Origin of the sequence: Belnapia arida, from assembly GCF_016773205.1 — a bacterium.
GTDB lineage: Bacteria > Pseudomonadota > Alphaproteobacteria > Acetobacterales > Acetobacteraceae > Belnapia > Belnapia arida.
In genome coordinates this window covers 63,293-75,581 of record NZ_JAETWB010000004.1, presented here as the reverse complement: position 1 = coordinate 75,581, position 12,289 = coordinate 63,293, and the positions used below count along the sequence as shown (strand labels likewise).

Here is a 12,289-nt window from a genome sequence, read left to right as displayed (position 1 = left end):
AGGAAGCAGAGCCATGACGGACAGCCCCTACACCGTCGGCGACCTGGTCGCCGAATTCCTGGCGCGCATCGGCGTCACCACCTGCTTCGGCATCGTCTCCGTCCATAATATCCCGATGCTGGACGGCATCGGCCGGCGCAACGCCATCCGCTACGTCATGGCCCGCGGCGAGATGGGGGCGGGACACATGGCGGATGCCTATGCGCGCGCCTCCGGCCATCTCGGCGTGGTCTTCTCCTCGACCGGGCCGGGCGCCGCCAACACCGTCCCCGGCCTGGCGGAAGCACAGTTCGCCGGCTCCCCGGTGCTGCACATCACCGGCCAGACGGCGACGAAGTACATCGACCGCGACATGGGCACGGTGCATGACCTGCCGGGCCAGACGGCAATGCTCGCGGCCGTCTGCAAATCCGCCTTCCGCATCCGCTCCGCGCAGGAGGCGCTCGGCGTGCTGACCCGCGCCGCGACCCTGGCCCTGACGCCGCCCCGCGGCCCGGTCAGCATCGAGATCCCGATAGACATCCAGCGCACCGCCATCCCCCGTCCGGCGGAGCTGGACCGGCTGGTCCTGCCCATCCCGCCCGCCCTGCCGCCCGACCCGGCGGCGCTGGACGAGGCAGCCGCCATCCTAGCCCAGGCCAAACGCCCCATGCTCTGGCTCGGCAATGGCGCGAAGGAGGCAGGAACCGCGGCAATGCGGCTGATGGAAATCGGCTTCGGTGCCGTCTCCTCCTGGAACGGGCGCGGCATCATCCCCGAGGACCATCCGATGACCCTCGGCGGAATGCATGGCAACGGCTCGCCCCGCGTGCAGGAATTCTACGGCACGGTGGATGCGATGCTCGTCGTCGGCAGCCGGCTGCGCGGGCATGAGACGATGGACTTCTCGCTGAAGCTGCCCAAGACGCTGATCCAGGCGGATGTCGACCCGCGCGCCAATGGCCGCACCTATCCGAGCACGGCCTTCGTCTGCGGCGACGCCGCGCTGGTGATGCAGGGCCTCGCCGAGCGCCTCGCCGGCCGCATGACGGCCGATCCCGGCTTCGCCGCCGACTTCGCCGAGATGCGCCGCCGCGCCACGGCCGAGTACCGCGACACGCTCGGCCCGTATGCCGAATTCCCCGCCGCGCTCCGCGCCGCCCTGCCGCGTGACGCGCTCTTCGTCCGCGACATCACGCTGAGCAACTCCTCCTGGGGAAACCGCATCTTCCCGGTCTATGGCCCGCGCGATGCGGTGCATCCGGTGAGCGCCGCCATCGGTCCCGGCCTGCCGCTCGGCATCGGCGCGGCGATGGCGGGCGGGAGCCGCAAGACCATCGCGATGGTCGGCGACGGCGGCTTCGCGCTGAACCAGACCGAGCTCTGGACCGCGGTGCAGGAGCGCGCGGAGCTCATCGTCATGGTGATGAACGACCGTGGCTACGGCGTCATCAAGCATATCCAGGGCGCGCTGCAGGACGGCCGCATGTTCTTCGGCGACCTGCAGGGCCCGGACTTCCAGCAGCTCGCCGCCGTCGCCGGCCTGCCCGGCTTCAAGGTGTCCTCGGTCGGCGAGCTGGCCGGCGTGGTGGAACGCGCCGTCGCCACCCCCGGCCCCTCGCTGATCGAGGTGGACATGGCGGCGATCGGCGCCTTCCCGCCCTATGCGCCCTACAACGCCATGGGCATCTACGCCAAGGCGAGCCGGTAGAAACGGCTGGCCGTCCCGCTGAAAAGCGCCTGGCGCTCCTCGGCGGAGGCGCCGGAGGCGAGCTTCTTGCAGGCGTTCCAGAAGACGCCGTAGCCGTAGCTGCCCTTGTCCACCGGGAAGTTGCTCTCGAACATGCAGCGCCCGGCGCCGAAAAGCTCGATGGTGGTCTCCACATAGGGCTTCCAGGCGGCCACCAGCGCATCGGAGGTGGGCGGCTCCGGCGCCTCATCGAAGCCGAAGCCGTTGATGCGCATCCCAAGCCCGCCGACCTTCACCGAGACATTCGGGCAGGTCGCCAGCTCGGCCATGGCGGCGCTCCATTCGGTGAAGATCGCATCCCGCTTGCCGGAATAAGCCTTGATACCGAGCGGGCCGCCGACATGGTCGAGCACGATCGGCGTCTCCGGGAAGGCGCGGGCGAGCGCCGTCAGGTCCGGGATCTGCGGATGGTAGAGCCAGGCATCGAAGCTGAGGCCGAGCGGCGCGAGCTGGGCGAAGCCGGCGCGGAAATCCTCGCGGAAATAGATGTCCCGCGGTGGCTGGTAAGCCGGGTTCATCACCTCCGGGTCGGGGTCCCAGCTCGTGATGTGGCGGATGCCGCGGAAGCGGTCGCCGCCGGCGCGGATATGCGCCTGCAGCACCTCCCGCGCCTCGGCACCGATCATCAGGTTCACATGGCCGACGATGCCCTCGCAGATCCTGGCCGGGCCATAGTCGCCGCTGGCGCTCGTCGCCGCGATGCCGTTGACGAACTCCGTCTCGCCGACCGGCTTCCAGGCTTCCGGCCCATGGGCGCGGTGCATCGCGCGGCACTGCACGAAGACGGTGGAGACGATGTTGTGGCCCTGGTTGATGTCGGCCAGCAGCTCGGGCAGCAGGTAGCGCCAGCCCGGCCGGTCCCACAGGTGATGATGCGGGTCGACGATCGGCAGGGCAGGGTCGAGCGGCTCCTCGGCATGGCGGGCGAGCCAGTCCTCCCAGACCGGGGCGTAGTGCGAGTTCGTGCTGCTCATGACACCGTTTCCTTGGCGTTTCCGCCGCCGAGGATACCCCTGCCCGCCATCCCCGCCTATGCTTAGCCACCTATCGGGGGAGGTCCAGGGAATGAGCTTGCCATTGGAAGGCGTCAGGGTGATCGAGGTGGGCCAGGCCCTGGCGGGCCCGCTCGCCGGGGTGATCCTGGCCGATCTGGGCGCCGACGTGATCAAGATCGAGAAGCCCGATGGCGGCGACGATGCGCGGATCTGGGGCCCGCCCTACGGGCCGGATGGCGAGACCTCGCTCTACTTCCACAGCCAGAACCGCAACAAGCGCAGCGTCATCCTGGACCTGAAGAGCCAAGCCCATATCGAGACGCTGCACGCCCTCTGCGAGACGGCCGACATCCTGATCCAGAACCTCCGTCCCGGGGTAGTGGACGAGATCGGCATCGGGCCGGAAGCGATGCTCGCGCGCCATCCGCGCCTCGTCTACTGCTCCATCTGGGCCTTCGGCTATCAGGGGCCGATGCGGATGCGCCCGGGCTTCGACCCCTTGCTGCAGGCCTTCGGCGGCATGATGAGCATGACCGGCCGGCCGCAGGACCCGCCGACCTTCTGCGGCGCCTCGATCAACGACAAGGCGACCGGCCTGTTCTGCGCCGTCGGCGCGCTCGCCGGCCTGCGCCAGCGGGACAAGACCGGCCAGGGCTGCCTGATCGACACCTCGCTGCTGGAGACCGCAGCCTTCTGGGTCGAGGGCCAGGTCAACCAGCACATCGCCACCGGCGAGGTGCCGACGCGGCACGGCACCGGCGCCGCCGTCATCGTGCCCTACCAGGTCTTCGACACCGCCGACCGCCCGCTCTGCCTCGCCGCCGGCAATGACCGGCTCTTCGCCCGCGCGGCGAAGGTGCTCGGCCATCCCGAATGGGCCGAGGACCCGCGCTTCGCCCGCAGCGCCGGCCGCGTACGCAACAAGACGGAGCTGCTGCCCCTCATCGCCGACGCGCTGCGCGGCAATGCGCGCGACCATTGGATCGCGGCGCTCGAGGCGGTGGGCGTGCCCTGCGCCCCCGTGAACGATATCGGCGAGCTGGCGACGAGCGAGCAATTCGCCGCGGTCGACATGGTGCAGACCCTGCCGGAGAGCGGCGTGAAGGTGCTCGGCCTGCCGATCAACATCGACCGCGCCCGCCCCTGGTCGTCGCGCCCCGCGCCGAAGCTCGGCGAGCACACGGAGGAGGTGCTCGCCGCGCTCAGGCGGTAGGCCTCGGATACCCTTCCGCGGCTTTGCCGCGGAAGGTTCTGCGGAAGCGAAGCCCATCGGGGTCCCCGCGACGCCGCGCAGCGGTGTCGCCGGGAATTAGGCTGCCGGCGTCAGCACATGGATGACGCGGCTGGCGAGCATCTCCTTGGTCTTCGCCGCATACTCCTTCATGTGCGGCGCGGCGCCATGCGCCTTCAGCGCGTCGATGCTCTCCCACTTCTCGATCACGACGAAGCTGTCCGGGCCCACCGGGGTCTGGATGGCGCCCATCCCTTCCGCGTCGATGGCCGGGCCGTACTCGATGCAGCCCTGCTCGGCATGCACGGCCGGCATATTGGCGCGGAAGGCGGCGAGCACCTGCTCCCGCATGCCGGACTTCGCAGTGATGATGGCGAGGACGTGGATCATGGTGCCGGACGCTCCCTTGGTTGGCGGCGGCAGGCTACGCGCCGCGCCAGCGCCCGCCAAGCCGGGCTCAGTTCTGCGGCACGTCGAGCTTGCCGAGGATCGGCCGCCACCGCTCCGTCTCGCTCGCCATGAAGCGGGCGAATTCCTCCGGCGTGCTGCCCTTCGGGAACTGCCCGTCATTGGTCAGCCGCTCGCGGATGCGCGCATCCTGCAGCGCCTGCACCGCCGCGGCGTTCAGCCGCTCCACCGCCGCCGTCGGCGTGCGCGCCGGGGCGAGCAGGCCGAACCAGCTCTCGGCCACCAGCCCGGGGACGCTCTCGGCGAAGGCCGGCACGTCCGGCGTCGAGGTCACGCGCTGCGCGCTGGTCCAGCCGAGGATGCGCCCCTGGTCGTTGCGATGGACCGGCAGCGCCGTGGCCCCAGCCACCACCAGCAGGTCGAGGGTGCCGGCGAGGAAGTCGTTCAGCTGCGCCGCATCGCCGCGATAGGTCACGTCCTGCATGGTGACGCCGAGCCGGTCGAGCACCATCAGCATCGCCATGTTGGTGAGCGTGGTCGGCCCGTTGGTGCCGTAGGTGATGCGCCCCGGCCGCGCCTTCGCCGCCGCGACGAGGGCCGCGATATCCGCCGGCCCGTCCTTCCGCGCGATCACCGCGAAGGGGAAGGTGGAAGCCAGCGTGACCGGCGCGAAATCCTCCGGCTTGTAGGCGAGGCGGCGGTAGATCAGCGGGTTGATGGTCAGCGTCGTGCCCGCCGCCATCAGCACGGTATGCCCGTCCGGCTCGGCACGGGCGACGTATTCGGCGCCGATGATGGTGTTGCCGCCGGGCCGGTTCTCCACCTGCACCGGCCGGCCCAGCGCCTCCGTCATGCGCTCGGCCATCAGCCGCGTCATCACGTCGGTGCTGCCGCCCGGGGCGAAGGGCACGACGATGGTGACGGGCCGGCTGGGGAAGCCTCCTTGGGCCAGGGCGGGTGCGGCCAGCAGGCCGGCCGCCAGCGCGAGGCCGGCGCGGCGGGTCATCTCGGTCATGGACGGTCTCTCCCGGCGAGGATTTGGCGATGCTCTTCCCCCTTCGTCGGCCGGCGCGCAAGGCCCCGGCCAGCCGGGGCGGGCCGCGGCTGCTTAGCTTGGCCCGCTCATCGGCGCGGGAGATGGGGGATGCATGAGGTTGTCGTGGTCGGCACGGGCCTGGCGGGGCGGCGGGACATGATCCCCCACGCCTTCAACCATCGCAGCGTCGCAGCGCCCGGCGGGCAGGCCGCCTGCCGGAGGCTACCGGCATGAGGCCCGACCGCTTCACCGGCCAGGTGGCCCTCGTCACCGGCGCCGCCTCCGGCCTCGGCCGCGCTACCGCCATCGGCCTGGCGGGCGAGGGGGCGCGGCTGATGCTCTTCGACCGCGACGCGACAGGCCTCGCCGAGACCGCGGCGCAATGCCCTGGCGCCCTCACCCTGGCCGGCGATGCCTCCAGCGCCGCCGATGTCGACGCAGCCGTGGCGCGGGCGGCGAGCCTCGGCCCGCTCCGCCTGCTGGTGACGGCGGCCGGCATGCTCGGCCCCGTCCGCCCGGTAACCGAGGTGGAGGAGACGGAATGGGACCGGCTCTTCGCCGTCAACGTGAAGGGCACCTGGCTTGCCGCGCGCGCCGCCTTCCCGCTGATGCGCGAGGCCGGCGGCGGGGCGATGGTCGCCTTCTCCTCGGCGGCGGGGCTGGTCGGCTCGCCCACCATGCCAGCCTATTCGGCGAGCAAGGGCGCGGTGGTGCTGCTGACGCGCAGCCTCGCCGTGGCCCATGCGCCGGAGGGCATCCGCGTCAACTGCGTCTGCCCCGGCTCGATCGAGACGCCGATGCTGGAGGAAACCTTCGCCAGCGCCGGCGATCCGGCGGCCCGCGCCGCGCGCGAGGCCGTCTTCCGTGCCCGCCACCCGCTCGGCCGCTTCGGCCGTGCAGATGAGGTGGCGGATGCCGTGCTCTTCCTGCTCAGCGCCGAGGCCGGCTTCGTCACCGGCGTCGCGCTCCCCGTCGATGGAGGCCGGCTTGCCTGACACCACCGGACGCTTCGCCGGCCGTGCCGCCATCGTCACCGGCGCCGCGCGCGGCATCGGCGCCGCCACCGCGGCGCGGCTGGCCGAGGAGGGGGCCCAGGTCCTGCTCGCCGACCGGGCGCCGGAGGTGATGGCGCGGGCCGAGGCGCTGGGCGGCGTCGGGCTGCGCATCGACCTCGCCGCGCGGGGCGCGGGCGAGGCGGTGGTCGATACCGCACTCGATGCCTTCGGCCGGCTCGACATCCTGGTCAACAATGCCGGCATCGGCGGCTCGAAGCCGCTGCTGGACTCGGATGACGACCTTCTCGAGCGCTTCATAGAGACCAACCTGACCTCGGTGCTGCGGCTGACGCGCGCCGCCATTCCGCATCTGGCGCGGCCGGGCGGGCGGATCGTTTCCGTCTCCTCCACCTTCGGCATCGCGGGCTATCCCGGCACCACCGCCTATGCCGTCGCCAAGGCCGGCATCGCCCAGATGACGCGCCAGCTGGCGGGCGAGCTGGCGCCGGAGGGCATCCTCGTCAATGCCGTCGCCCCCGGCGTCATCGAGACGGCGATGACCGAGGGGCATCTCGGCAGCGACTATTACCGTCGCGCCGTACTGGAGCCGACGCCGCTGCGCCGTGCCGGAAAGCCCGAGGAGGTGGCGGCCGTCATCGCCTTCCTCGCTTCGGCGGATGCCGCCTATGTCGCGGGGCAGGTGATCGCCGTCGACGGAGGGTGGCTTGCGGCACGGCATCCGCCGCGCGAGGCTGGCTGAAACCACCGAAGGGGCGACCGATGATCGACATGAAGGTGAACTGGCCGGGCGGCGCCAAGGTCGCGGTGATGCTGACCTTCGACTTCGATGCGGAGACGCTCTGGCTCTCGCGCGACCCGGAGAATGCCCGCCGCCCCGGCATCCTCAGCCAGGGCGCCTATGGCGCCAAGGTCGGCGTGCCGATGATCCTCGAGGTGCTGCGGCAGGAGGGGGTGAAGGCCACCTTCTTCGTCGTCGGCTGGACCGCGGAGAATCACACCGCGCGGGCCGAGATGATCCTGCGCGAGGGACACGAGATCGCGCATCACAGCTACTCGCACAGCTGGATCGACCCGGCCTTTCCCGACAAGGAGGTCGAGGAGATGGAGAAAGGCCTCGAGGCGCTGAAGCGCACCCTCGGCGTCGTCCCGCGCGGCTACCGCTCGCCGGCCGGCGAGACCAGCGACAACCTCATCCGGCTGCTGAAGAAGCACGACTTCCTCTACGACAGCTCCCTGCTCGACCACATCAACCCCTACCGCCACGTCATGCCGGACGGCAGCCCCGGCCCGATCGAGCTGCCCTGGCACTGGAGCCTGGACGACGCGCCGCATGCGCTGTTCTCGATCAAGTCGCCGCGGCCGATCTTCCCCAACAGCCATATCCGCGAGATCTTCCAGGAGGAGTTCCGCGAGATCTACCGCTGGGGCGGGCTCTACAACCTGGTGATGCACCCGCAGGTCAGCGGCCGGCCGAGCCGCGTCGCGCTGCTGCGCGAGATGATCCAATGGATCAAGACCTTCCCCGATGTGTGGTTCGCGACAGGCACCGAGGTCGCCGAGGCCTGGTCGGCCGCGCACGAGGCGGAGTGAGACGATGATGCTGCGCCGCTTCCTGCTCGGCCTTGTTGCCGGCTCCGCCCTCGCCCTCTCCGCCGCCGCGCAGCCGCGCGAGCGGCCGCTGCGCCTCGTCCTCAATGTCGGGCTGCAGAACCTCGACCCGATCGCCAGCCCCTCCTTCGTCACCCGCAACTTCGCCTACATGGTCTATGACACGCTCGTCGCCATGGACGGCAAGGGCGAGTACCGGCCGCAGATGCTGGAAGGCTGGCAGGTCAGCGAGGACCGGCTCGCCTGGACCTTCACCCTCCGCCCCGGCCTTGAGTTCAGCGACGGCACGCCGGTCACGGCCGATGACGTCATCGCCTCGGTCAAGCGCTGGGGGGCGCGGGATGCGATCGGCCGGCGGCTGATCGCCGCAACGCAAGATTTCCAGGTCGAAGCACCGAACCGCTTCGTGCTGCGTCTCGCAAAACCCTTCGGCGGCGTGATCGATGCGCTCGGTAAGCCGAGCGTGCACGTGCCCTTCATCATGCCGGCGCGCATCGCCTCGGCAACGCCGCCGACGCAGCCGGTGGCCGAGGTCGTCGGCAGCGGGCCCTACCTCTTCATCAAGGAGGAATGGGTGCCGGGCGAGCGCACCTTCTTCCGGCGCAACCCGCGCTACGTGCCGCGCGCCGAGCCGGCCGATGGCCTCGCCGGCGGCAAGGTGGTGAAGATCGAGCGCGTCGAATTCGTCACCCTGCCCGACATCGCCCTCCGCGCCGCGGCCATCACCCGCGGCGAGGTGGACTACCTGGAATATGCGCCGATCGACTACCTGGCGAATTTCCGCCGCGACCGGAACCTCGTCATCGCCCGTCCCGGCGGCATCGCGCATATCGTCGGCGGCGTCAGCATCAACCACTACCTCCCGCCCTTCGACCGGCTGCCGATGCGGCGTGCCCTGCAGGCGGCGCTCGACCGCGAGGAGATCGTCGCCAGCCACGGCCTGCCGGAGGGGATGGCGGACCCGAACTGCGTGTCGGTCTATCTCTGCGGCACGCGCTACAGCACCGATGCCGGTGGCGAGGCCATCCGCAGGCCGAGCCTCGACCGCGCCCGCGCCCTGTTGCGCGAGGCCGGCTACAACAACGAGCGCATCGTCTATCTCCAGCCGGCCGACAGCGCGCTCATCAACCCGATGGCGCTCGTCGTCATCGACCGGCTGAAGCGCGCCGGCTTCAACCTCGATGTCCAGGCCTCCGACTGGTCCTCGCTGGCGCAGCGCTGGGTCGGGCGGCAGCCGATCGCCGAGGGCGGCTGGAACCTCATCTCGGTGGTCTATACCGGCTTCGACATGGCCGACCCGCTCTCCAACATGGGCATCGGCTACAACTGCTCGAACAACCAGCCCTGGGGCTATTGCGTGCCGGAGATGACGCCGGTGCTCGACCGCTTCGCCGCCGAGAGCGATCCCTCGAAGCGGCGCGAGCTGGCGGCGGAGTTGCAGCGGCTTTCCATCGAGAACGTCACCTTCCCGCTCGACGGGCAGTTCCAGGCCCCGGCGGTGTGGCGGGCGGAGCTACGCGGCGTGATCGATTTCGGCTTCCCGGTGATCTGGAACATCGAGCGGGCGCGCTGACCTGGGCAGGAGCCACAAGGCCGACTACATCGGGGGCATGGACACGCCCCCGGACCTCGCCCCCTTGGCCCTGACGATGGGCGAGCCCGCCGGCATCGGCGGCGAGATCGCCGCCGGCGCTTGGGCCGCGCTGCGTGCCACCGGCCCGGCCTTCTTCCTGATCGACGATGCAAACCGGATCGGGGGCGTCCCGGTCCGTCGCATCGCCGCGCCGGAGGAGGCACGCGAGGCCTTCGCCGAGGCGCTGCCTGTGCTGCACCGGCCCCTCCCCCGCCCCGCCGTTCCGGGCCGGCTGGATGCGGCCAATGCCCCGGCCGTCATCGCCGCCATCGACGAGGCGGTGGCGCTGTCGAAGGCCGGCCGCGCCGCCGGCGTGGTGACCAACCCGATCCAGAAATCCGCCCTCTACGCCGCCGGCTTCGCCCATCCCGGCCATACCGAGTACCTGGCCGAGATCGCCGGCACCGGCCGGCCGCCGGTGATGCTGCTCGCCTGCCCGGAGCTCAGGGTGGTGCCGGTGACGATCCATGAACCGCTGCGGCAGGCCATCGCCCGGCTCACCCCGGCGCTCATCGCCGAGACAGCACGTCTGACGGCGGCGGGGCTGCGGCAGGATTTCGGCATCGCCGCGCCCCGCATCGCCATCGCCGGGCTCAACCCGCATGCGGGCGAGGACGCCACCATCGGCACCGAGGACCGCGACATCGTGGCCCCGGCCGTCGCCATGCTGCGGGCCGAGGGGATCGACGCGCGCGGGCCCATCCCGCCGGACACGATGTTCACCGCCAAGGCGCGGCCAGGCTATGACGTGGCGCTCGGCCTCTATCACGACCAGGCGCTGATCCCGATCAAGACGCTCGACATGGCGGGCGGGGTGAACGTCACCCTCGGCCTATCCATCGTCCGCACCAGCCCGGACCATGGCACGGCGCTCGACATCGCCGGGCAAGGCCTGGCCGATCCGGGCAGCCTCATCGCCGCGCTCCGGCTGGCCGCCGAGATCGCCACTCATCGCAGGAAAGCCAGCCCATGACGCCGATGCGCCTCTCCGTGAACATCGACCATGTGGCGACGCTCAGGAATGCCCGCGGCGGCAGCTTTCCCTGCCCGGTGGAGGCGGCGCGCATCGCCATGGCGGCCGGAGCGGATGGCATCACCATGCATCTGCGCGAGGACCGTCGCCACGTCCGCGACCGGGACCTGGAGCGCGTCTCGGCCGAGGTGGCGACGCGGCTGAATTTCGAGATGGCGGCGACGGAGGAGATGGTCGGAATCGCGCTCCGCCTGCGGCCACCCGCCTGCTGCATCGTCCCCGAGAAGCGCCAGGAGCTGACGACGGAGGGCGGGCTCGACGTGATCGCCGCGGGCCGGCCCTTGCAGGATGCGATCGCCCGGCTGGCCGGGACGGGGATCGAAGTTTCGGTCTTCGTCGAGGCGGATGCGCGGCAGATCGAGGCCGCCGCCCGGATGGGGGCGCAGGCCGTTGAGTTGCACACCGGGGCCTATGCCGACGCACCTCCCGCAGAACGGGGATTGCATCTTGCAAGATTGCGCCAGGGTGCGGCGGCTGCGGCGGCAGCCGGGCTGGCCTGCCATGCCGGACACGGGCTTTCCTACGAGACGCTGCCGCCCATCGCCGCCATGCCGGAGGTGGTGGAGGTCAGCATCGGCCATTTTCTCATCAGTCAGAGCGTCTTCGAGGGCATGCCAGCCGTCATCCGCCAGATGAAGGAGCAGATCGCCGAGGCGCGCGGCGGAGTCTGACCGCAGGCGTAACTGCAAAATGCATGGCATGCGGGCTGCTGGGTAAGTGGCAGGTCACTCCAAAACGGAGCCTTATCATGTCCGACGCCACGCCGATCGCTGCCCGCCCAGCCACCCGCCCCAGGACAAGCGGATGAGCGCTGGTGCCTATGTGCTGCAGGGCACCGCCTTCATCGGCTTCCTGCTATTTCTCTTCGTCCTGGCCGGCTTCCGGGGCTGAAGGGTCAGGCGGCGTTTGCCGCCTCGATCATCACGCCGGCGAGGAGCATGTAGGCAGCCTTCCAGGCGGCCTCCACCTCCGGCGTGAAGCCCTCGCCGAGCCCCCTCCGCAGCGTCCAGAGCAGTGCCGCGCCGACCGTCGCGTACTGCGCCTCGGTCACGCCATAGGCGACGTGCCGGCGAGCGAGGGCCTGGGCGGCAGGCACGATCTCCTCCGGCCGCTTGAGCCCGGCGACCACCATGCCGAGCGTCGCCATCAGTTTCGCCCCCTGCTCCCGCATGTCCTTGCCAGTAAAGAGCGGCGGCGTGGTCGGGTCGGTCTCGAAGAGCCGGCCATAAAACAACTCGGCGGCCTTTTCCTTGATTCGCACCACTTGGCGGAAGCTGTCCTGCACAAGGTTGGCTGGTTCCGGGGTCATGTGTCTGCTGCCATCCCTGCAAAGTGGCATCTCGCCGCGTCCGACGATGTTTTGAAATCGAACCATGGTGGCGGGCGGCCCGGGCAGGTAGACCTGCCCCGGCCATGGGAGTGTGGAGCCGTCGAGGCTTAAATCCTTCAACTGCTTCAAGCCGGGGCGGGACCGGCGGGGTAAGGAGTTGAGAAACCCTGGGACCGAGGCGAAGGTTTGAGGGATTTAGGAGTTAAAGCGGGGTCAGGCATGGTTCTCAGCGAATGCACTTCGGGCCATGGCAGCCACAGTATTAGGAAT

At 70.5% G+C, this 12,289-nt stretch carries 13 protein-coding genes; 9 read left to right on the top strand and 4 right to left on the bottom strand.

The features are described 5' to 3' along the window. Window positions 1-13: 13 nt before the first annotated feature. Window positions 14-1,690: a thiamine pyrophosphate-binding protein gene (locus tag JMJ56_RS12040; protein WP_202831984.1), complete on the top strand. Its 1,677-nt coding sequence runs from the start codon at window positions 14-16 to the stop codon at window positions 1,688-1,690. Here JMJ56_RS12040 and JMJ56_RS12035 read toward each other — a convergent pair. Next, complete coding sequence (locus JMJ56_RS12035) at window positions 1,669-2,703, bottom strand: amidohydrolase family protein (RefSeq protein WP_202831982.1); 1,035 nt, start codon at window positions 2,701-2,703, stop codon at window positions 1,669-1,671. The two genes, JMJ56_RS12040 and JMJ56_RS12035, sit on opposite strands and share 22 nt — an antisense overlap. A 91-nt stretch (window positions 2,704-2,794) precedes the next feature. Here JMJ56_RS12035 and JMJ56_RS12030 point away from each other — a divergent pair, with 91 nt between their 5' ends. Next, window positions 2,795-3,937, top strand: a complete 1,143-nt coding sequence (locus JMJ56_RS12030) for a CaiB/BaiF CoA transferase family protein (RefSeq protein ID WP_202831980.1) — start codon at window positions 2,795-2,797, stop codon at window positions 3,935-3,937. Window positions 3,938-4,033: 96 nt separating this feature from the next. Here the strand turns inward: JMJ56_RS12030 and JMJ56_RS12025 are convergent, their stop codons facing one another. After that, on the bottom strand, window positions 4,034-4,345 hold the full coding sequence (locus JMJ56_RS12025; protein WP_202831978.1) for a putative quinol monooxygenase: 312 nt from the start codon (window positions 4,343-4,345) through the stop codon (window positions 4,034-4,036). Between the two features lie 67 nt (window positions 4,346-4,412). Then, complete coding sequence (locus JMJ56_RS12020) at window positions 4,413-5,378, bottom strand: Bug family tripartite tricarboxylate transporter substrate binding protein (protein ID WP_202831976.1); 966 nt, start codon at window positions 5,376-5,378, stop codon at window positions 4,413-4,415. A gap of 129 nt (window positions 5,379-5,507) precedes the next feature. On the opposite strand from JMJ56_RS12020, the gene JMJ56_RS34840 reads away from it, so the two are divergent. Genes JMJ56_RS34840 through JMJ56_RS11990 form a run of 7 tightly spaced genes read left to right on the top strand, consistent with a single transcriptional unit; the run spans window position 5,508 to window position 11,360 of the window. After that, window positions 5,508-5,633 (top strand): hypothetical protein, encoded by a 126-nt coding sequence (locus JMJ56_RS34840; RefSeq protein ID WP_268884998.1) that lies wholly within the window; start codon window positions 5,508-5,510, stop codon window positions 5,631-5,633. Continuing rightward, entirely contained in the window at window positions 5,630-6,394 is a 765-nt protein-coding gene (locus JMJ56_RS12015; RefSeq protein WP_202831974.1) for an SDR family NAD(P)-dependent oxidoreductase, read from the top strand. Before JMJ56_RS34840 ends, JMJ56_RS12015 begins: the two co-directional genes overlap by 4 nt. Further along, entirely contained in the window at window positions 6,387-7,154 is a 768-nt protein-coding gene (locus JMJ56_RS12010; RefSeq protein ID WP_202831972.1) for an SDR family NAD(P)-dependent oxidoreductase, read from the top strand. Before JMJ56_RS12015 ends, JMJ56_RS12010 begins: the two co-directional genes overlap by 8 nt. A gap of 20 nt (window positions 7,155-7,174) precedes the next feature. Further along, window positions 7,175-8,005, top strand: coding sequence for a polysaccharide deacetylase family protein (locus JMJ56_RS12005; RefSeq protein WP_202831970.1), 831 nt, complete (start codon window positions 7,175-7,177; stop codon window positions 8,003-8,005). 4 nt (window positions 8,006-8,009) lie between these two features. Continuing rightward, window positions 8,010-9,596, top strand: coding sequence for an ABC transporter substrate-binding protein (locus JMJ56_RS12000; RefSeq protein ID WP_202831968.1), 1,587 nt, complete (start codon window positions 8,010-8,012; stop codon window positions 9,594-9,596). Window positions 9,597-9,633: 37 nt separating this feature from the next. Continuing rightward, window positions 9,634-10,629 (top strand): 4-hydroxythreonine-4-phosphate dehydrogenase PdxA, encoded by a 996-nt coding sequence (gene pdxA / locus JMJ56_RS11995; protein WP_202831966.1) that lies wholly within the window; start codon window positions 9,634-9,636, stop codon window positions 10,627-10,629. A gap of 5 nt (window positions 10,630-10,634) precedes the next feature. After that, a complete protein-coding gene (locus JMJ56_RS11990; protein ID WP_456318788.1) occupies window positions 10,635-11,360 on the top strand; it encodes a pyridoxine 5'-phosphate synthase in 726 nt (241 codons plus the stop codon). 224 nt (window positions 11,361-11,584) lie between these two features. On the opposite strand, the gene JMJ56_RS11985 is transcribed toward JMJ56_RS11990, so the two are convergent. Then, complete coding sequence (locus JMJ56_RS11985) at window positions 11,585-11,998, bottom strand: globin family protein (protein WP_202831962.1); 414 nt, start codon at window positions 11,996-11,998, stop codon at window positions 11,585-11,587. Window positions 11,999-12,289: the final 291 nt, after the last annotated feature.